We start from the raw sequence: 18,843 nt of genomic DNA, 5'->3' as shown, positions 1-18,843 counted from the left end.
CAAGCCCGCTTGCCACAAAAATGCGTTTCGTCATGCTGCCCGCGTTATCGTTAGCAATCTTCGCAATGTTTGAGTCCTTGTATGCCTGAACTGCACGTCGGCGAACGCCACTGGTCGGTCTCCACCGGCAGCAATCTGTTGGATGCCCTGAACCAGGCCGGCGTCGCCGTGCCCTACAGTTGCCGCGCCGGCAGTTGCCATGCATGCCTGGTGCGATGCCAGGGCGACGTCGAGGACAAGCAACCCGACGCCCTCAGCCCGGCACAGCGCCAGGATGGCTGGCGCCTGGCCTGTCAGTGCCAGGTGACGGCGGACTTGCGGGTCGAAGCGTACGATCCGACACGCGACGGTCTGTCGGCCGAAGTGGTAGGCGCTGACTGGCTGAACACGACTGTACTGCGCTTGCGCCTGCAACCGGAGCGCGGCCTGCGCTACCGGGCCGGGCAGCATCTGGTGTTGTGGGCGGGGCAGGTGGCGCGGCCCTACTCCCTGGCCAGCCTGCCCCAGGAAGATCCATTCCTGGAGTTTCATCTCGAGTGTCGCCAGCCTGGCGCGTTCAGCGATGCCGCTCGGCAGCTGCGTGTCGGAGACCGCCTGCGCCTGGGCGAACTGCGCGGCGGCGCGTTGCAATACGACCCCGCCTGGCAAACCCAGCCGCTGTGGCTGCTGGCATCCGGTACCGGTATGGGCCCGTTGTGGGGCGTGCTGCGCGAGGCGTTGCGCCAGAATCACCAGGGGGCTATCCGCGTGATTCATCTCGCCCATGATGCCAGTGGCCATTACCTGGCCGAACCCCTGGCCGCGCTGGCCGCGCAGCATGCGAACCTGACGGTGGAGCTATGGACCGCGGCGGAGCAAGCCCAGGCATTGGCGCAACTGCGGCTTGTTTCGCGGCAAACTCTGGCCTTACTCTGCGGGCACCCCGCCAACGTCGAGGCCTTCTCCAAGCGCCTGTTCCTGGCGGGATTGCCGCGCAATCAACTGCTGGCCGATGTGTTCCTGCCCCGTGGTTGAGCGCTGAATTCTACAGCCGCGAGACTGACCATGACCGACGCCATCCTGCAGCAGCGCGAACGTGGGTTGCTGACCCTGCAGTTCAACCGCCCCGACAAGAAAAACGCCCTGACCCGCGCCATGTACACGCAGCTGGCCGAAACCCTGGAGCAGGCTGACGCGGACCCCGCCATCAGCGCCGTGCTGATTCAGGGCAGCCACGCGTGTTTTACCGCCGGCAACGACATCGGCGACTTTCTTGAACAGCCGCCCAGCGACCTCGACAGCCCACCGTTCCACTTTATGAAAAGCCTGCTCAATTGCCGCAAACCAGTGATCGCCGCGGTGGCGGGCGCAGCGGTGGGCATTGGTACGACGCTGCTGCTGCACTGCGACCTGGTGTACGTCAGTCGCGATGCTCGTTTGCGCATGCCGTTCGTTAATCTGGGGCTGTGTCCCGAATTTGGGTCAAGCCTGATCCTGCCGCGTTTGCTGGGGCACGCGAAGGCGGCTGAATTGTTGCTGCTGGGGGAGGAGTTCACAGGCGAACAGGCGGCCCTTTGGGGCATTGCCACCGAGGCGCTGGGCAGTGGCGAAGCCGCCTTGGCCAAGGCGCGAGAAATCGCCGAACGCTTTGACACCCTGGCGTCGGGTGCGGTGCAAGTCACCAAGCAATTGATGAAAAGTGTGGACCGTGAGCAGTTGCGGCGAGTGATCGAGGAGGAGGGCGCGTTGTTTGTCCAGCGCCTGAAATCCTCTGAAGCGATCGCAGCCTTGTCGGAGGTTATTTCAAGGAAGTAAGGCTCATCAGGCAGAGCAGGCACGACCTCAGCCGTGCCTGCCTGGAGGAGCCCTTTCTGGAAAAACGAGAACATCAGTAGCCGAAAATTCTCACCATGCTGGCAACGCGATTGCCAGCAACTCCCGAGACGCCGGCCACCACCAGCCTGCTATTGGGTACTTCAGCTCTTTCCACACGGCTTGAATTGAATAGAGCGGCAGGTGCGGTATATGCCTTAGGTCTGACCGCACACACGATTGGGCGCCTGTTCGTGGGCGGCGTCTACGGGTAGAGCTGACAGTAGACAATGGGCCGTGAATGTTTTTTTAACTGACAAAAAAGCCCCGCCATTCACATGGCGGGGCTTTCGTTTTTCAACCGATCACTCAGACCATTGGGTCGCCAACGTGCAGGATCTTCATGCCATTGGTGCCACCGGTGGTGTGGTAGCTGTCGCCCTTGGTCAGGATGACCCAGTCGCCTTTCTCTACGACGCCGCGTTTGACCAGCTCGTCGATGGCCTTTTGGCTGACTTCGTTGGGTGCCAGCGAAGCCGGATCGAACGGAATGGTATACACGCCACGAAACAGCGCCGTGCGAGCCTGAGCTTCACGGTGGGGGGTGAACGCGTAGATCGGCACCGAGGAACGGATGCGCGACATGATCAACGGCGTGTAGCCACTTTCGGTCAGGGCGATGATCGCTTTAACACCTGGGAAGTGGTTGGCGGTGTACATGGCCGCCAGGGCGATGCTCTGGTCGCAGCTTTCGAAGACCTTGCCGATGCGATGGCTGGAGGTCTTGCTGGTCGGGTGCTTTTCAGCACCGACGCAGATACGCGCCATGGCCTGGACGGCTTCCAGCGGGTACGGGCCTGCGGCGCTTTCTGCAGAAAGCATCACCGCGTCGGTGTAGTCGAGCACGGCGTTGGCTACGTCGGACACTTCGGCGCGGGTCGGCATCGGGTTCTGGATCATCGACTCCATCATCTGGGTCGCCACGATCACCGCTTTGTTGTGGCGGCGTGCGTGCAGGATGATCTTCTTCTGGATACCGATCAGCTCGGCGTCACCGATTTCCACGCCCAGGTCGCCACGGGCAACCATTACGGCGTCCGACGCCTTGATCAGGCCGTCGAGGGTTTCGTCGTCGGCCACGGCTTCGGCGCGTTCGATCTTCGCCACCAGCCAGGCGGTACCGCCGGCTTCGTCGCGCAGCTTACGGGCGTATTCCATGTCGGCGGCGTCGCGCGGGAAGGATACGGCGAGGTAATCCACTTCCATTTCGGCGGCGAGCTTGATGTCGGCCTTGTCTTTTTCAGTCAGGGCCGGGGCGGTCAGGCCACCGCCGCGACGGTTGATGCCCTTGTGGTCGGACAGCGGGCCGCCGATGATCACGGTGCAGTTCAGCTCGGTGACGGAAGCGGTGTCGACGCGCATGACCACACGGCCGTCATCCAGCAGCAGTTCGTCGCCGACGCCGCAGTCCTTGACCAGGTCCGGGTAGTCGATACCGACGACTTCCTGGGTACCTTCGGTCAGCGGGTGGCTGGTGGAGAAGGTGAACTTGTCACCGATCTTCAGCTCGATCCGCTTGTTGGCGAATTTGGCGATACGAATTTTCGGGCCTTGCAGGTCACCCAGCAATGCGACGAAGCGGCCATGCTTGGCGGCCAGGTCTCGCACCAGCTTGGCGCGAGCCTTGTGCTCGTCCGGAGTGCCGTGGGAGAAGTTCAGACGGGCAACGTCCAAACCAGCCAGAATCAGCTGTTCGAGGACTTCCGGCGAGTTGCTGGCCGGGCCAAGGGTGGCGACGATTTTGGTACGACGGACGGACATGCACAGACTCCTGAGTTCAAGCGCTGAGGAAGGCTACTATGCTCTTTGGTTGTAGTCATTGTTCGTTTGCACTACTTATCGGGCATTCGCTTGTTTTCGCTTCGATTGAATAAATGAACATCCTTGAAGATTTTCGACCAGGGGTCGATACACTGCACAAGACAGGAGAACCCCCATGCGAATTTTGCTCATTGCTGCCCTGGCCGTCAGCGTTACCGGCTGCACCCGCTGGTCGATGGACCACCATTTGAACAACGCCTACCGTGCGTACGGGGTCGGTGACTGTGAACGCGTGACCCTGGAATTGTCCCAGGTCGACCGTGAAAGCCGTACCCGCCGCTATGTGCAACCTGAGGTCTCGATGTTGCGCGGGCAATGCCTGGAGCGGCAGAAGCTGTTTGTCGATGCGGTGCAGACCTATCAGTTCATCATTAATCAGTACCCGTCCAGTGAGTACGCTTATCGGGCCCGTGCCCGGCTCGATACCCTGCAGCAACTCGGGCATTACCCCGGCGCGAGCGTTGCGCAGCCACGTCCGGCCTCGTTGTGATGATATTTGTCATTCTATAGCTGGCCCGTCGCCAGTCTTGGGCTATTCTTTGAGTGTCCGTTTGTACAAGTTTGTACTCATACGGATGGAATGCTTGGGATTGGCAGCCGTAGAGTGACAAGGCGCTTGCTGTTGTCGCACCGATTCCCAGGGAGAGCGGCCTTGCATTAGCCGTTCCGAATCACTGGTAAGGCCAGAGTCATGGCCAATGGATGGCGATTTCATCATGTTTACTGATCGACGGATTGAGCGACATCAGTTGTCTTGTTTCCTGCAAGTGTTCAACCGGCTGACGGACAAACCCATTGGCTACTTGGGTAACGTGTCCGAAGATGGGCTGATGTTGATCAGCCAATTGCCGATGATGGTCGACGTAGAGTTCGAGCTGCGCTTGAAGATTCCTGCGGCCGACGGCGATTTTCAGGCCATTGACCTTACAGCTGCCTGTTTATGGAGCCATGAGGACGTCAACCCGCAGCACTATGATTCCGGGTTCAGGGTGGTTGATGCGTCGCCAGAGTACAGTCTTCTGATCAACGCCTTATTGCATTACTTCAGCTTCGATCCCCTGCAGGCTTCTGCCTAGACACTACTTGCTGCACGCCCGGCTTAGGTCGGGCTATCCACGTTGGGGCGTGTGTGACTTTCACAGGACGCCGGCTTTTTTCCAGCCCAGGTAACGTGTCACCAAGGCCGGCCCCAGCCCTGAGGGTGGTGTATCCAGTACCGACAACCCGTGGGCGCTCAAGCGTTCGTGCAGTTCGTCCCTTTTATTCAGGTAGTCGACGGTGCCGCTGTAGGCCAGCGCTTCGGGCAAGGTTTGCACCGGCGACTGGCGCAATTGGTCGAGTACGTCTTCGCGCAGGCTGGCGACCATCACCCGGTGCTGTCGGCCGATGCGCTTGACCGCTGTCAGTAATGCCTCATCGTCCTCATCCCGCAGGTTGGTCACCACAATGACCAATGCCCGACGTTTTTGCCGCGCCAGTAACTGACTGGCTGCGGCCTCGTAATCGGCTGTGCGTCGGGTGGTGTCCAGGTCGTATACGGCGTTGAGCAACAGGTTCAACTGGCCGGTGCCCTTGACGGGGGCCAGGTAGCGCGGCTGGTCGCAGGCAAAGGTACACAGGCCCACCGCATCGCCCTGGCGCAAGGCGACATAACTGAGCAGCAGGCAGGCGTTGAGTGCGTGATCGAAGTGGGACAGTTCGGCATCCTGGCTGCGCATGCGTCGGCCACAATCGAGCATGAACACGATCTGCTGGTCGCGCTCGTCCTGGTATTCCCGGGCAATCGGCGTGCGTTGGCGCGCGGTGGCCTTCCAGTCGATCTGCCGCAGGCTGTCGCCCTCGCGGAACTCGCGCAACTGGTGAAACTCCAGGCCCAACCCCCGTCGCTGGCGTTGACGCACTCCCAGTTGGCTCAGCCAGTTATCCACACCCAATAGCTGGGCGCCATACAGGCGGGCGAAATCCGGGTAGACGCGGGTGGCATCGCTGGCTTGGGTAAAGCGTCGTGCGGCCCACAGCCCCAAGGGGCTGGGCAGCTGTATCTCGCATTGACTGAAACTGAAATGGCCGCGCCGCAAAGGGCGTAGGCGATAGCCCAATTCACTGCATTCGCCCGGGCGCAGTTCGATGGACTGGGGCATATTCTCCACACTCAAGCCGTCGGGGACGTGATCGAACACCTGTACGGTCAGCGGCTGTGGGTAATCATGTTCGAGTTTCAGGCGTACTTCTCCCCAGCGGCCCAGCGCCAGGCTGCCTGGCATCTGCCGTTGTACCCGCACGGAGGGGCGGCGGTGCAGGCGAGCTGCGTCCAGTAGTGCCAGCAGCAACAGCGCCAGCAGCAGGCCCCAGGCGACTGAATGCAGGCTGGTGGGTAGCTTGAGCTGCAACGCTGCCGCCGTACCCAGCAGGATATTCAAGCCCAGCAGCACGCCGAGCCAGCTCAACAGCAGACGAGTCGGCTTCATGGACGGCTCATTGGCGAGGCGCCGGAATCTGGTCCAGCAGTTGCTTGAGCACCTGGTCCACCTCCAGTCCGTCGATATCCAGTTCGGGAGCGATACGAACCCGGTGGCGCAGCACCGCCAAGGCGCAGCCCTTGATGTCGTCCGGGGTGACGAACTCGCCCCCGCGCAGCAGGGCCCGGGCACGGGCACCGCGTACCAGGGCAATGGAGGCGCGCGGACCTGCACCGATGGTCAGCCCCGGCCAACTGCGGGTGGCCCGGGCCAGGCGCACGGCGTAGTCCAGCACTTGCTCGTCCAGCGCCAGCTCACTGGCTATCTGCTGCAACTTCAGTACATCCCCGGCTTGCAGCACGACTCGCAGCGGTTGGACATCCAGCATGTCGGCCCGGGACGAACGCGTGACTTCGCGCACCATGTCCAGTTCCTGCCGGGAGTCGGGATAGTCCATGCGTACCTTGAGCATGAAGCGATCCAGTTCGGCCTCGGGCAGCGGGTAGGTGCCTTCCTGCTCGATGGGGTTCTGGGTCGCCAACACCATGAACGGCTGGCCGATCGGCAAGGCCTCGCCCTCAAGGGTGACTTGGCGCTCCTGCATGGCTTCGAGCAGCGCTGCCTGGGTCTTGGCTGGCGCGCGGTTGATTTCATCGGCCAGCAGCAAGTGGGTAAACAGCGGCCCCTTGCGCAGTTTGAATTGTTCGGTGTGCAGGTCGTACACGGCATGGCCGGTGACATCGCTGGGCATCAGGTCCGGCGTGAACTGGATGCGTGCGAAATCGCCGCCAAAGCAACGGGCCAGGGCCCGCACCAGCAGGGTTTTGCCCAGCCCGGGTACGCCTTCAAGCAGCACATGGCCACCGGCGATCAGCGCAGTGAGTACGTCATCGATTACCTGATCCTGGCCGATGACCGCCTTGCGCAGTTCAATGCGCAGGGACTGGGCCTGCTGGCTGGCGAGTTGCAGGGTTTCGCTGGTCAGGGCCGTGGCCGTTGGAAAGTCGCTCATAGGGCATTCCTGAGAGTTTGCAGGCATGCCACCTGACGGCTGAAATCGGCGCTGGAAAGCCGTTTTGCCGAAAGTGGGCCGAGGGCCTGATTGATGACGTGGGAGGGTTGGCGTGTCAGGTGTTCAAGGACCCGCCACTGTTCTTCGGTGTCGAGGTGTTCAAAACCGGGGTGGCGGTGCCGGGCGGCGCGCAGGATATCGCGCTGCAAGGCACGGAGCAGCGTGCCTTGGCCGTTGCGCCGCATGAGGAAATCGGCGCTGGCCTTCAAGTGCTCCTGCAATTGTCGGCGAGCCTTGGGGGCGGGCGCCTGGATCGGCCCCTGGCGCATGCCGGCGTGCCAGAGTGCCAGGATGAGCAGCGCGGCGAGTGCGACCAGGGCCTGGGGGAAATGGCGCAGCAGCAGGGTGAACAGATCGTCCACGTCGCTGTTGAACAGCAAGGTCACGTCAGTGCCCTGGTTCAGGTACCACAGCAGCCAGGCGTTATCGTGCTTGCCGATGTTCGCGTTGTTCCACAGGTCGCTGTCAGTGACCACCGTCACATTGCCTTGCCCGAGGTCGAGTTGCATCAGGTGGCTGGACCTGGCGCTGTTGGCGGAAAACTGCGCGACATGCTTGGGGTCGGTGAGATTGAAGTCGGTATCGAAGCTGAAATAGGCCGGAGCGGTTTCATTGTCGACATAGAGCTTGGTCAGGTCCGGCGTTTTCTTCTTGGGGGCCGGGGAGGGGGCTTCAGGGTCATCGCTCAATGTCTGGTGGATGTGCAGGCGATCGAGCAGCCAGTCACCGCTCTTACCGGTCTCTTCATCCCACAGTGCTTCGGCGACCACCAACAGGTGCCCGCCGGACCTGGCCCACGCCAGCAGTTGATCCACCTGGCGTGGGGTCATGTTGCTGCGCTCACCTAGCAACAACAGGCTGTGGCCCTTGGCTGGCAAGTCGTCAAGCCGATCAAGGCCGTTGGCATGCCCCACCGACAGGCCTTGCTGGCGCAGGAAATGCTCGGCTGCCAGGTAGGGATTGGCCAGCGCCTCCGGCGATGGACCGCGATCCACTACTTGCTCATACGGGATAGCCTTCTGCCACGCGTACAAGCCGCCCGCTCCCAACAGGCATGCCAGCAGCAGCCCCACCCACAATAACGGTTGTTTCATCATGCGGCCCCCGCGTTGAACAGGGCGCGCCAATCTCGGCACAGTTGCTGTTGTGCCAAGGCCGGTGGGAGGCGATGACCATAGGCGAGGTTCTGCCAATGACGGGTCAGATCATCGCTGAAGGCCAGCAGTTGCGGTTGTTGCAAAAGATGAATGCGAGCCAGGACCTGGCCCTCGGTGTCTGCGCTTTTCAGCGGCAGGTCGAAGTCGTGCAATAACCGACTGAGCAGGCCGCGATACAGCAGGCCAAGGGCTTCCCGTGGTTGGGTGGCCCAGAGTTGTTCGGCGGTAGCGGCGATATCGTCTGGCAAGGTTTCGGTGGCCAGTTCCAGGCCGAATAATTGCGACGGCACCGGCCTGGTGATTTCAGGCTTGGGTGGCACTTGCCGGCTGACAAACGTGCGCAGCCAATCGCGATAGCGCCAGATCAGCAGGGCCACGCTACCTGCCAGCAAGCTCCATAGCAGCACTTCCAGGGCTTGGGCGACGGGCTTGAAGGTATCGCTGTTGAGATTGTCCAGCAGCGCCTGGAGCCAGGCCGGCAGCTTGCCGTCGCCGTGCTCTTTGTTTTTGACGACGGGTTTATCCTCGCCAAAACGGTAGTGGGTGACGGTTTCCGGGTTCTTGAAGGGGGGCACGTCCAGCAGCGCCTTGATCGATTGGCTGGAGGCCTGGGGCGTCAGTGGCTTGGGTGATATGGCGTTGTCTGCCAGGGCCTGTGGGCTGAACGGCAGCAACATCAGCCCGGCCACCAGCAACAGCAATGGCGCGACACTGCTCAAGCGTTGGCGCAGGCGGCGGAATACCAGCTCCAGGTCCCAGGCCTCCAGCACGGTGCGGCGGTTGAGATAGAGGCTGAAGCCGCAAGCGATGTAGATCGGTTCCCAGAACACCAGGATCAGCGCATAGAAGGCGTTGCCCAGGTGCTCCAGCCATAGCCCTTCTGAATCGCCCGCCAGCGCCAGGCGTTGCCAGTCCCAGGCCAGTTCAAGCTGCTGTGGAATCAATAGATAGAACAGCGCCATGCAGCCAAACCAGAGACCAATCTCCAGATGCACGCCTAGGATGGTCAACCAGCGTGCGGCCCCGGCGTTGTGTTGCTGCAATACACCCAGGCGTTTTTGGCGTGCCGGGCCATCCAGGCCTTCGAGTTGGCTAACCGGCATCACAAAGCTGCGGCTCAGGCTGAACCGCCGCCAGGTCAGGCTGGCCAGCAACTGGCCCTTGAGCAGTCGCGGCCATTGGCGCACGGCCTGCTTGAGGCTGGGCGTCTCGCCAAACAAGGTTTTGGACAGGATATGCAATGGCAGGCGGTCGAAGGCGGGCTTTAACCACCAGAACAGGAATATGGCCGTGGACGGGGATTGCCACAGTAGTGCGGTCAACAGGATGAACACCGGGAGGGTGACGATGGCCCAACTGGCCATTAACAACAGGCGGTGTTCCCGGGCCATTAATACGCCAAGGTCCATGGCTTCCCAGGTCGTACGGGGACGAATCACGACGCTGGCATCACTCAGGCGCATGATGAGTCCGTCCGGCAAGGATCAGGTAGGCGGCCACCAGTAGCCAGAGCCCGGCACCAACCAGGTATTTCACCCAGTGAGCGACCGAGGTAATGGATGACCAGTAGGCTTCGATAAAGGCTGCGATCAGCAGGAAGGCCATGACACCGCAGAGCATCTGCACGCTTTTGTGCGCTGCCAGCCGCAGGGCCTCGCCACGGGTCAACCGGCCGGGAGCGATCAGCGCCCAGCCCAACTGCAAGCCCGCCGCGCCGGCCAGGGCAATGGCGCTGAGTTCGAATGCGCCATGGCCGATGACAAATGACCAGAAAGTCTGGCCATAGCCGATTTCAGTGAGGTGCCCGGAGACGGCGCCGATGATCAGGCCGTTGAAAATCAGGAAAAACACGCTGCCCAGCCCGAACAGCAAGCCGGCGGCAAAGGTCTGGAAGGCGATGCCGATGTTATGCATCACGTAGTAGCCGAACATCATCCAGTCTTCACTGGAGGCGCGGTCGGCGACGCGGCCCAGGCGACTGGCATCGGGGTCGTACATGCTTTGCATCTCGGCCACCTGCTGGGGGCTGACGATGCTGTAGATCAGCTCGGGGAACAGGTACACCAGCAGCGCGATACCCACCAGGCTGCCGAAAAACAGCAGGCTGGCGATCAATACGAAACGCCATTGTTCACGCACCAGCCGAGGGAAGTCGGCCAGGACGAAACTCAACAGGTTAGCCCCCAACTGGCTGCGATGGCGGTACAACTGTTGGTGGCCGCGCAGTGCCAGCTGTTGCAACGGGTCCACCAGGTAGCTGCTGTAGCCACGCTCCTGGGCCAGGGCGAGATGTTGGCACAAGCGTCGATATTGATGAGGGAAGTCGGCCGCATCACCGGCCTTGGCGTTGCCTTGCTCCAACTGCTTCAGTTGCTCGGCGAAGGCTTGCCATTGTGCTTGATGACGACTTTCGAACAGGCTCTGCTTCATGTCGGCCCCAGTAAGCCACGCGCCACGCCATTGAGCTGCTCCACGGCGCGAGCCGGGGATACTTGCAGGGGCGTTGCAAGGATTGAGGCCAGTTCGTGTACCCGCTCAGCCGACAGTTGGCCCTGGCGTTCCGCGAAACCCAGGATCGCACGTTGTTCGCTGAGCTCCAGGGCGAAGGGCAGGCGCAGGGCCGCCGCCGGGGGCACCTGTGGACGAGCCAGGGGGTGTTCACGGTAGATCACCAGCGTGCCGCCGGCCAGGTCGCCCAGTCGTTTGAAATGAGGATGTTGCAGGCAACTGATGGCGCCGAGAAAGTAACCGAAAGGCAGCATGTCGACAAAGCGCAGCAGGTTGCGGATAAGCGAAGCGGACCAGCCAACAGGCGTACCGTCGTCCTGTACCACGCGCAGGCCCATGACTTGCTTGCCGGGGGAGCAGCCCTGGTTGAGAACTTCAAACAGCACCATGTACCACCAACTGACCAGGAACAGCAGCAGCGAACCCAGGCCTATGCCGATATTGCCGAGCAGGGCCAAAGGCACCAGCAGGATGCCCATGAACAGCCCGCGCACGCCCAGGTCGAAGGCAAAGGCCAGCGCGCGTGGCAGCAGGCCGGCCGGGCGCAAGGGCAGGTCGATGCCCTCCGGGGTCTCGATCTGGTAACGGGTATCCAATGGGGCTGATGGCATCGCGATCCTTGGCAGTGCAGGGCAGTTGGAAGACACGGATGCTAGCAGTGTCGGCGGTGGAAGCAACCATTCAAGGTTTTTCTGGGTGTTTGTACCGTTAAGGTAGCGCTGGCCCCGAACGCCTTGCAGCGCCTAGACTTTGTCGATCTTCAGCACAGGAACAGCCCGTGACCTCCATTTTCTGGTACGACTATGAAACCACCGGCATCAACCCGCGCAGCGATCGCCCCCTTCAGGTAGCGGGTATCCGCACTGACCTCGACCTCAATGAGGTTGGCGCACCGGTCAACCTGTATTGCCGACCCAGTGACGATATCCTGCCTCACCCGGCGGCCTGCGCCATTACCGGCATTACCCCGGGCATCCTGGCGCAAAAGGGCTTGGCCGAAGCCGACTTCATGACTCGGGTGCATGCAGAACTGGCGGCTCCCGGCACCTGTGGCGCTGGTTACAACACCCTGCGCTTTGACGATGAGATGACGCGCTACAGCCTCTATCGCAACTTTTTCGACCCCTATGCGCGTGAATGGCAGGGCGGGAACAGTCGCTGGGATTTGATCGATGTGGTGCGAACCGCCTATGCGCTGCGCCCGGAAGGGATCACCTGGCCCCAGCAGGATGGGCGTGTCACGCTCAAGCTTGAGCGTTTGACCGAGGCCAATGGCATCGAGCATGGCCAGGCCCATGATGCCTTGTCCGATGTGCGCGCCACCATTGCCCTGGCCCGGCTGGTGCGCGAGAAACAGCCCAAGTTGTACGACTGGCTGTTCCAGCTGCGCAGCAAGCAGCGGGTGATGGACCAGGTGCGCCTGCTGCAACCGATGGTGCATATCTCCGGGCGTTTTTCTGCCGAACGCCATTATCTGGGGGTTGTATTGCCCCTGGCTTGGCACCCGCGCAATCGCAATGCGCTGATCGTCTGCGACCTCGGGCTCGACCCGCAGGGCCTGTTGGACGTGGACGCCGAGACCTTGCGCCAACGCCTCTATACTCGCCGTGATGAACTGGCCGAAGGCGAGTTGCCGGTGCCGCTCAAGTTGTTGCATATCAACCGCTGTCCAGTGGTCGCACCGTTGAACGTGCTGCGTGCCCAAGACCGTGCGCGGCTGCAATTGGATATGGACGCTTATCAGGCGCGTGCGCTGCGGCTAACTGACGCACAGGAAGTTTGGCGCGACAAGTTGGCGGCGATTTACGCGGATGAAGAGTTTGCACCGGTGACCGACCCGGAGCAGCAGCTCTACGATGGTTTTATCGGTGATCGTGATCGTCGTTTATGCGAGCAAGTGCGAGCGGCAGAGCCTGCGCAATTAGCGAGCCAGCAGTGGCCATTTGATGATCAGCGTTTGCCGGAATTATTATTCCGCTACCGAGCGCGTAACTTTCCTGACACCTTGAACAGTGAGGAGCAGCAACGCTGGCAATTCTTCTGTCAGCAACGTTTGAGCGATCCACAATGGGGCGCCCCCAATACCCTGGAAGCATTTAATCAGGCGCGCCAGGAGTTGGCTGTTAGTGCTACGCCGTTTCAATGCCAGGTGCTCGATCAATGGCAGGAGTTTGCCAATGCATTAGCGGCGCGCTTGAAGCTGTAGTCAGCTAATTGCAGAATCTGCAGGCAATAAAAAACGCCAGCAAGCTGGCGTTTTTAATGTGTCGCGTATCAGGCGCAAGCCTGGCAAGGCTTAGCCCAGCAGGGTAGCCCAACCTTCAACCACGTCAGCGCCCCACTTGGCTTTCCACTCTTTCAGCGTCTTGTGGTTGCCGCCTTTGGTTTCAATCACTTCGCCGTTGTGTGGGTTTTTGTATTGCTTGACCTTACGAGCACGCTTGGTGCCGGTAGTTTTTACGGCGCCACGTGGTGCTTTAACTTTCGATTCTGGATCCAGCAGCGCAATGATGTCACGCAGGGATTTGGAGTATTCGCCCATCAGGGTGCGCAGTTTGCCTTCGAATTCCAGCTCGGTTTGCAGCTTGTCGTCTTGGGACAGGTTCTTCAAACGGGCTTGCAGTTCTTTGATAGCTTCTTCGGTGGCACGGTATTCGTTGATCAGAGACATGTGGACTACCTTATGTAGAGCGCTGATTGACAGGGATAGTGGCCCAATAATAGTCAGGCAATTTCATCAAGTAAACATTTAAGAATGCATTTATGTGAATTACTTTGAATGTTTGTGGCAAAGCGATGCAATTGAGTTAATTAGTAGAGGGCACGGCTATAGATAATCTCGTTAATTTCCCTCGCAACTGCACGTGCTTGCCCATGCATCTTCATATAGCAGTGCTAAAACCTTACGCTATTAAGGGCTGTGGCCAGGCCGGGCTGTCAGAATAAGCCTCAAGGAATACTGCAGTTTTTCTGCGTAATCGCTAGAATAGCGGCCTTTGCGAAGTTCTGGAGTTCCCCCCTAATGCGCACTTTTCGGCTGGTGATAGCTTGCCCGGACCGGGTTGGCATCGTTGCCAAAGTCAGTAACTTTCTGGCTTCCCACAACGGCTGGATCACCGAGGCGAGCCATCACTCGGACAATCTCAGCGGTTGGTTCTTCATGCGTCACGAAATTCGTGCCGATACGCTGCCCTTTGGTCTTGAAGCTTTTCGTGAGGCGTTTGCGCCGATCGCCGAAGAGTTTTCGATGACCTGGCGCATCACCGACACCGAGCAGAAAAAACGCGTGGTGCTGATGGCCAGCCGCGAATCCCACTGCCTGGCTGACTTGCTGCACCGCTGGCACAGCGATGAACTGGACTGTGAGATTGCCTGTGTGATCTCCAACCATGACGACCTGCGCAGCATGGTCGAGTGGCATGGCATCCCGTACTACCACGTACCGGTCAACCCACAGGACAAGGAGCCCGCGTTCGCCGAGGTCTCCCGCCTGGTCAAGCAGCATGACGCTGATGTGGTGGTACTGGCGCGCTATATGCAGATCCTGCCACCGGACCTGTGCCGCGAATACGCCGGCAAGGTCATCAATATCCACCACAGCTTCCTGCCGTCGTTCGTCGGTGCCAAGCCTTATCACCAGGCTTCCCTGCGTGGTGTGAAGTTGATTGGCGCAACCTGCCACTACGTGACCGAGGAACTGGACGCCGGCCCGATCATTGAGCAGGACGTGGTGCGTGTCAGCCATAGCGACAGCATTGAAGACATGGTGCGTTTCGGCCGCGACGTCGAGAAGATGGTGCTGGCCCGTGGCCTGCGTTATCACTTGGAAGACCGCGTGCTGGTGCACGGCAACAAGACGGTCGTGTTCTGATCATCGTGTTTTGATTGAACAAAGAAGGGCCTGGGCGTTAAATCGTCGCAGGCCCTTTTTATTGATCGGCATAAGAGGACAAGCCCATGACCGACCCGCTCGATAAAGCCACATCCAAGGCGCCCGCTACGTTGGGCGAGGGGTGTCTGAGTCGCTATGACCCGGATGCGCTGGATGCCGAGGATGGTACGGACTTCCCAGGGGCTGCCCAGTTATGGGAGCAGTTGCAGGAGCAACCTGCTTACCCTGAAAAAGACGCTTGAGCAGTGGTTTGCCAACCATCAGCACAAACACCGGCCCACCGGCCAACAGATAGAAGTAATAGGTCACCGCCCGCCAGATCAAAATCGCCGCCGCGGCGGTGGATTTGCCCACCATGGGCGCCAGCAAGGCCGCCGACGTCAGTTCCGCCGCGCCGGCACCGCCCGGTAACAGGCTGAATTGCCCCGCCGTCAAAGACAGCATCTGGATCAGGAAGCTCCAGGCCCACTGCACATCGCCGCCCAGCCCGCGTAGCGCCAGGTACAGCACGCTGTAACGCAATAGCCAATGCAGACTGGTCAGCGCGAACACTGCCACCAATGTGTGCCAAGGCAGTTTCAGCGTGTCACTGAATGCCGCTAGAAAATGCAGCAGCCGGCGTGCCCAGCGCCGCCGTGTCGTGGCCCGAACCTTTAGGGCCTTGAGTGCCAGGCCTATCAGGCGAATCAGGCGCCGATGAAATCGCACCATGAGCAGGCAACTGACAACGCCCCCGGTCATCGATACGGCGCTGAGCCCCAGCAACCATTCCAGGCGTGGATTGAGGCTGTGGAACAGCGCGTACAACGCGATCCCCACCAGTGCACAAAGAAAAAACAGCAAGTCGCTCAACTGGTCCATGGCGAATACCGCGCTGCCGTGGGCCGGGCGTATACCGTGGCGTGCCAGCAAGGCCATCAAGGTCAGCGGCCCACCGCTGCCACCGGGTGTGGCGCACATGGCGAACTCAGTCGAGATCACCACCCCAAGGCATTTAAGTCGCCCCAACCGGCCACGGTGCATGCCCAGCAATAAGCGGATGCGCAGGCTGTTGATCAGCCAGCACAGGACAATCATGACAAACATCAGCAACAGCAGCGGCAAGGGGAATTGCCGAAGGCGCGTTATGGTTTCGCTGCCCCCCAATCCCACGGGAATCACCAGCGCGACCAGCAGGGCGAGCAACAGCCAGATCAATCGGCTCACGGTTGCATCGCCAGCCACGCGGCCTTGGTCAGTGGGGTGCGTCCGGCGTTCAACAGGCGTTGCAGGGTGTCCAGCCAATAACGGCGGGAAAACTCATGGCGCATGTCCACCGGGTGTAACCCCAGGCGAATGACCGGGGCTGTTTGCCAGTGTTGCTCACGTCGGTCGCTGAGGACTTTGGACAAGCCACGGCGCCAGGCGCTGCGCGCGCTCCACACCAGCCCCGGCGCATTGAGCGCGGTGAAGTCGGGCAGGCGATACAGGTGCTGCGGGTCGCTGGTGTAGCTCAGGGGTAATTGGCGTAGTGCCTGGCGAGTGCCCTGGCTCATCAGCCAGGCAGGGGCGACGAAACCCTGCAGCGGCCAGCCATTGCGTCGGAACACCTCGATGCCATCGGTAATACGCTGCAAGGCCTGGACCTGGGGCAGTTGGTAGAACTCGCCTTCATGGGTATAGACCCGGCGCATGAACCACTCTTTTGGCGAGCGCGGTGGCGGTTGATCGTCGCAATGGTAGTAGCCGTGCAACGTCAGTTCATCGCCCTTGGCGACGCGGGTGTCGAGCAACCGTCGGAAATCAGTGTGGGCGGCCAGGGCGTCACGATGATGAAAGTCCGGCACCACCAGCCAGGTCATCGGCACGGCGCCCAAGGCGTCGACAGCTTCGACGAATGGGCGATAGTCGGTCCAGGTGTGCGGCGCGACATCGTGCAGCACCAGTAAAACCGAGCGCTCAACCATGGGCGAGCATCGGTTTGTGGCGGCCCAGCACCGCGTAGTAATGACCCAGCAGGCTATCGACCACCGTGTCCCAGGCGTAATGCTGTTCGACATGGCGTCGTGCCTGCTCCCCCAGGCGCCGACTATCGGTGCCGAACAACTCGCGCACGGCATCGGCCATCGCTTTGGGGTGGTTGGGCGCGCAGAGCAGGCCGCAGCGCTCGTCGACAATCTCAGTGAACGCACCGGCCGCCACGGCAACGACCGGGATGCCGCAGGCCATGGCCTCCAGGATCACCAGGCCGAAGGTTTCCTGGTCTCCGGCATGCAGCAGCGCGTCGGCACTGGCCATCAACCGGGCGACATGGAGGGCGGGGCGGAACCCATCGATCACCGTGACGTTGTCCGGTACGCTGGCCGGCATGCCAGAGCCCACTAACAGTAAGTGGTAGCCATCCCCCAGGCGCTTCATGCACTTGAGCAGCACCGGCAGGTTTTTTTCCTTGGAACCTCGCCCGGCGAAGATCAGCAGGCGGGTGTCTTCATCAATCCCCAGTTCGGCGCGCAAGCCGGGGTCACGCACGGCCGGCGTGAAGGTCTGCAGGTCGACACCCAGCGGCTGCACGAACACATTCCTGACCCCAAGCCCGATGAGCTTGTCGGCCATCACTTGGCTCGGCGCCAATACCCGATCGAAATTGCCGTAGAGCTTGCTGACATACGCCTCGACGTTAGGGGTAAACCAAGGCCCCATGCGGTTGCTCACCAGCAGCGGTAAATCGGAATGGTAGAAGCCGATGACCGGCACATCCAGCTGGCGCCGCGCATCCAGTGCCGCCCAGGCGGTCAGGTAGGGATCGCCAACTTCGATCAGATCGGGCTGTAAGTCATGCAGGACATTTCGCCAGGGCGCGAGCCGAAGGGGGAAGCGATAGCCTTTGCCGAAGGGCAGGGCAGGCGCCGGCACCTTGAAGATCCCATCCTGTTCGCTCAAGTGCGCACCGGGGATCAAAAGGCTGTGGCGAATGCCGGGCTTGAGCGCCAGACGCCGATGCTTGGCGTCGAGATAAGTGCGTACGCCACCGCTGGCAGGGGCGTAGAACATGGTTATGTCCGCAATGTGCACGATGAACATCCCTCCTATCCGTTGCTCTCCTAACGTGGACCTGAGGTAAGGATAGATGTTCGATCGAGATTGGGGATGCACGGTGCGATCGAGTTTGAACAGCGTCAGTGTGGGAGCGGGTTCACTCGCGATAGCCGTGGTTCAGTCAATACGTCACCGACTGATGCTGCGCTATCGCGAGCGAGAGGGCTGCCTGTCAGATGCGGAAACTACCCACCAGTTGCTTCAGCCGTGCCGCCTGCTGTTCCAGGTCCGAGCACGCGCGCAGGGTTGATTGCAGGTTTTCCACGCCTTCCTGGTTAAGCGTATTGATCTCGGTGATGTCCATGTTGATCGACTCCACGACCGACGTCTGCTCCTCGGTGGCGGTGGCGACGGACTGGTTCATCCCGTCGATCTCACCGATGCGCTGGGTCACGCTGTTCAAGCGTTCGCCGGCCAGGTTGGCGATTTCCACACTGTCGAGGCTGTGGCGCTGGCTTTCGCTCATGGTGCTGACCGAGTCTCGGGCGCCGATTTGCAGCTCCTCGATCATGGTCTGCACCTGCTGCGCCGACTCTTGGGTGCGATGCGCGAGGTTGCGCACCTCATCGGCGACCACCGCAAACCCGCGTCCGGCTTCCCCAGCACGCGCCGCTTCAATGGCGGCGTTGAGTGCCAGCAGGTTGGTTTGCTGGGAAATACTGGTGATTACCTCAAGAATCTGGCCGATATTCACCGTCTTGCTGTTAAGTGCTTCGATATTGCTGCTTGAAGTGCTGATCATCGCGGACAGCTGGGTCATCGCCTTGATGTTGCGATCAACCACCTGTTGACCGTCTTCGGCCAACTGCCGCGCATCGCTGGCCTGGTTGGATGCTTGCGCAGCGTTGCGGGCGATTTCCTGGGCCGCGGCCCCTAGCTCGTTGATGGCGGCGGCAACGCTGTTGGTACGGTTGGCCTGCTCGTCGGAGTTGACCATTGACGAGTTGGAGGCGCTGACCACCCGCAGGGCCACTTCGTTGACGTGCTCGGTGGCCGAGGACACTTCGC

Annotated in this window: 18 protein-coding genes; 6 read left to right on the top strand and 12 right to left on the bottom strand. The window is 60.9% G+C overall.

The window, feature by feature from the left end; translation table 11 throughout:
* The first annotated feature begins 81 nt into the window (after window positions 1-81).
* Window positions 82-1,014 (top strand): iron-sulfur-binding ferredoxin reductase, encoded by a 933-nt coding sequence (locus AB7933_RS27445; protein ID WP_024077181.1) that lies wholly within the window; start codon window positions 82-84, stop codon window positions 1,012-1,014.
* Between the two features lie 30 nt (window positions 1,015-1,044).
* On the top strand, window positions 1,045-1,794 hold the full coding sequence (locus AB7933_RS27440) for an enoyl-CoA hydratase-related protein (RefSeq protein ID WP_024077180.1): 750 nt from the start codon (window positions 1,045-1,047) through the stop codon (window positions 1,792-1,794).
* A 366-nt stretch (window positions 1,795-2,160) separates the two neighbouring features.
* Here AB7933_RS27440 and pyk read toward each other — a convergent pair whose 3' ends face one another.
* Complete coding sequence (pyk, locus tag AB7933_RS27435; RefSeq protein ID WP_024077179.1) at window positions 2,161-3,612, bottom strand: pyruvate kinase; 1,452 nt, start codon at window positions 3,610-3,612, stop codon at window positions 2,161-2,163.
* Window positions 3,613-3,787: 175 nt separating this feature from the next.
* On the opposite strand from pyk, the gene AB7933_RS27430 reads away from it, so the two are divergent.
* Both AB7933_RS27430 and AB7933_RS27425 read left to right on the top strand, forming a co-directional pair.
* Window positions 3,788-4,162 carry a hypothetical protein gene (locus AB7933_RS27430; RefSeq protein WP_024077178.1) on the top strand — a complete coding sequence of 125 codons (375 nt, stop codon included), beginning with the start codon at window positions 3,788-3,790 and terminating at the stop codon, window positions 4,160-4,162.
* Window positions 4,163-4,388: 226 nt separating this feature from the next.
* Window positions 4,389-4,748: a PilZ domain-containing protein gene (locus AB7933_RS27425; RefSeq protein ID WP_041161290.1), complete on the top strand. Its 360-nt coding sequence runs from the start codon at window positions 4,389-4,391 to the stop codon at window positions 4,746-4,748.
* Between the two features lie 60 nt (window positions 4,749-4,808).
* Here AB7933_RS27425 and AB7933_RS27420 read toward each other — a convergent pair whose 3' ends face one another.
* From AB7933_RS27420 to AB7933_RS27395, 6 genes are read right to left on the bottom strand one after another with little or no spacing between them, the layout of a single operon-like run.
* Window positions 4,809-6,140, bottom strand: a complete 1,332-nt coding sequence (locus tag AB7933_RS27420) for a DUF58 domain-containing protein (RefSeq protein ID WP_024077176.1) — start codon at window positions 6,138-6,140, stop codon at window positions 4,809-4,811.
* Between the two features lie 7 nt (window positions 6,141-6,147).
* On the bottom strand, window positions 6,148-7,143 hold the full coding sequence (locus AB7933_RS27415) for an AAA family ATPase (RefSeq protein ID WP_024077175.1): 996 nt from the start codon (window positions 7,141-7,143) through the stop codon (window positions 6,148-6,150).
* A complete protein-coding gene (locus tag AB7933_RS27410; RefSeq protein WP_041161289.1) occupies window positions 7,140-8,297 on the bottom strand; it encodes a DUF4350 domain-containing protein in 1,158 nt (385 codons plus the stop codon). The genes AB7933_RS27415 and AB7933_RS27410 overlap by 4 nt, the downstream gene beginning before the upstream one ends.
* The gene (locus AB7933_RS27405; RefSeq protein ID WP_024077173.1) at window positions 8,297-9,823 is read right to left on the bottom strand and encodes a DUF4129 domain-containing protein; all 1,527 of its coding nucleotides are present in this window, start codon (window positions 9,821-9,823) and stop codon (window positions 8,297-8,299) included. The genes AB7933_RS27410 and AB7933_RS27405 overlap by 1 nt, the downstream gene beginning before the upstream one ends.
* On the bottom strand, window positions 9,810-10,790 hold the full coding sequence (locus tag AB7933_RS27400; protein ID WP_024077172.1) for a stage II sporulation protein M: 981 nt from the start codon (window positions 10,788-10,790) through the stop codon (window positions 9,810-9,812). Before AB7933_RS27400 ends, AB7933_RS27405 begins: the two co-directional genes overlap by 14 nt.
* Window positions 10,787-11,479 carry an RDD family protein gene (locus tag AB7933_RS27395; protein WP_041161009.1) on the bottom strand — a complete coding sequence of 231 codons (693 nt, stop codon included), beginning with the start codon at window positions 11,477-11,479 and terminating at the stop codon, window positions 10,787-10,789. The genes AB7933_RS27400 and AB7933_RS27395 overlap by 4 nt, the downstream gene beginning before the upstream one ends.
* Window positions 11,480-11,646: 167 nt before the next feature.
* On the opposite strand from AB7933_RS27395, the gene sbcB reads away from it, so the two are divergent.
* The gene (sbcB, locus tag AB7933_RS27390) at window positions 11,647-13,074 is read left to right on the top strand and encodes an exodeoxyribonuclease I (protein WP_024077170.1); all 1,428 of its coding nucleotides are present in this window, start codon (window positions 11,647-11,649) and stop codon (window positions 13,072-13,074) included.
* A gap of 90 nt (window positions 13,075-13,164) precedes the next feature.
* Here sbcB and mvaT read toward each other — a convergent pair whose 3' ends face one another.
* Complete coding sequence (mvaT, locus tag AB7933_RS27385; RefSeq protein WP_024077169.1) at window positions 13,165-13,539, bottom strand: histone-like nucleoid-structuring protein MvaT; 375 nt, start codon at window positions 13,537-13,539, stop codon at window positions 13,165-13,167.
* Between the two features lie 351 nt (window positions 13,540-13,890).
* Between mvaT and purU the strand changes: the two genes are divergently transcribed.
* Window positions 13,891-14,739 (top strand): formyltetrahydrofolate deformylase, encoded by an 849-nt coding sequence (gene purU, locus AB7933_RS27380; RefSeq protein ID WP_024077168.1) that lies wholly within the window; start codon window positions 13,891-13,893, stop codon window positions 14,737-14,739.
* 126 nt (window positions 14,740-14,865) lie between these two features.
* On the opposite strand, the gene AB7933_RS27375 is transcribed toward purU, so the two are convergent.
* The 4 genes from AB7933_RS27375 to AB7933_RS27360 form a co-directional block, all read right to left on the bottom strand.
* Window positions 14,866-15,966, bottom strand: coding sequence for a lysylphosphatidylglycerol synthase transmembrane domain-containing protein (locus AB7933_RS27375; RefSeq protein WP_024077167.1), 1,101 nt, complete (start codon window positions 15,964-15,966; stop codon window positions 14,866-14,868).
* Window positions 15,963-16,706 (bottom strand): DUF2334 domain-containing protein, encoded by a 744-nt coding sequence (locus AB7933_RS27370; protein ID WP_024077166.1) that lies wholly within the window; start codon window positions 16,704-16,706, stop codon window positions 15,963-15,965. Before AB7933_RS27370 ends, AB7933_RS27375 begins: the two co-directional genes overlap by 4 nt.
* Window positions 16,699-17,820 carry a glycosyltransferase family 4 protein gene (locus tag AB7933_RS27365; RefSeq protein WP_024077165.1) on the bottom strand — a complete coding sequence of 374 codons (1,122 nt, stop codon included), beginning with the start codon at window positions 17,818-17,820 and terminating at the stop codon, window positions 16,699-16,701. Before AB7933_RS27365 ends, AB7933_RS27370 begins: the two co-directional genes overlap by 8 nt.
* Before the next feature lie 187 nt (window positions 17,821-18,007).
* The gene (locus AB7933_RS27360; protein ID WP_370531131.1) at window positions 18,008-18,772 is read right to left on the bottom strand and encodes a methyl-accepting chemotaxis protein; all 765 of its coding nucleotides are present in this window, start codon (window positions 18,770-18,772) and stop codon (window positions 18,008-18,010) included.
* Window positions 18,773-18,843: the final 71 nt, after the last annotated feature.

This window comes from Pseudomonas gorinensis (assembly GCF_042015035.1).
Classification (GTDB): domain Bacteria; phylum Pseudomonadota; class Gammaproteobacteria; order Pseudomonadales; family Pseudomonadaceae; genus Aquipseudomonas; species Aquipseudomonas gorinensis.
The sequence above is the reverse complement of the archived record's forward strand: the minus strand, read 5'-3'. Positions and strand labels throughout refer to the sequence as shown.

Coding starts and splice junctions, on each gene's coding strand:
- AB7933_RS27415 (WP_024077175.1), bottom strand. CDS start 7,143: ATGAGCGACTTTCCAACGGCCACGGCCCTGACCAGCGAAACCCTGCAA.
- AB7933_RS27395 (WP_041161009.1), bottom strand. CDS start 11,479: ATGCCATCAGCCCCATTGGATACCCGTTACCAGATCGAGACCCCGGAG.
- AB7933_RS27370 (WP_024077166.1), bottom strand. CDS start 16,706: ATGGTTGAGCGCTCGGTTTTACTGGTGCTGCACGATGTCGCGCCGCAC.
- purU (WP_024077168.1), top strand. CDS start 13,891: ATGCGCACTTTTCGGCTGGTGATAGCTTGCCCGGACCGGGTTGGCATC.
- mvaT (WP_024077169.1), bottom strand. CDS start 13,539: ATGTCTCTGATCAACGAATACCGTGCCACCGAAGAAGCTATCAAAGAA.
- AB7933_RS27440 (WP_024077180.1), top strand. CDS start 1,045: ATGACCGACGCCATCCTGCAGCAGCGCGAACGTGGGTTGCTGACCCTG.
- AB7933_RS27410 (WP_041161289.1), bottom strand. CDS start 8,297: ATGAAACAACCGTTATTGTGGGTGGGGCTGCTGCTGGCATGCCTGTTG.
- AB7933_RS27405 (WP_024077173.1), bottom strand. CDS start 9,823: ATGCGCCTGAGTGATGCCAGCGTCGTGATTCGTCCCCGTACGACCTGG.
- AB7933_RS27365 (WP_024077165.1), bottom strand. CDS start 17,820: ATGTTCATCGTGCACATTGCGGACATAACCATGTTCTACGCCCCTGCC.
- AB7933_RS27430 (WP_024077178.1), top strand. CDS start 3,788: ATGCGAATTTTGCTCATTGCTGCCCTGGCCGTCAGCGTTACCGGCTGC.
- AB7933_RS27360 (WP_370531131.1), bottom strand. CDS start 18,772: ATGGTCAACTCCGACGAGCAGGCCAACCGTACCAACAGCGTTGCCGCC.
- AB7933_RS27445 (WP_024077181.1), top strand. CDS start 82: ATGCCTGAACTGCACGTCGGCGAACGCCACTGGTCGGTCTCCACCGGC.
- pyk (WP_024077179.1), bottom strand. CDS start 3,612: ATGTCCGTCCGTCGTACCAAAATCGTCGCCACCCTTGGCCCGGCCAGC.
- AB7933_RS27425 (WP_041161290.1), top strand. CDS start 4,389: ATGTTTACTGATCGACGGATTGAGCGACATCAGTTGTCTTGTTTCCTG.
- AB7933_RS27420 (WP_024077176.1), bottom strand. CDS start 6,140: ATGAAGCCGACTCGTCTGCTGTTGAGCTGGCTCGGCGTGCTGCTGGGC.
- AB7933_RS27400 (WP_024077172.1), bottom strand. CDS start 10,790: ATGAAGCAGAGCCTGTTCGAAAGTCGTCATCAAGCACAATGGCAAGCC.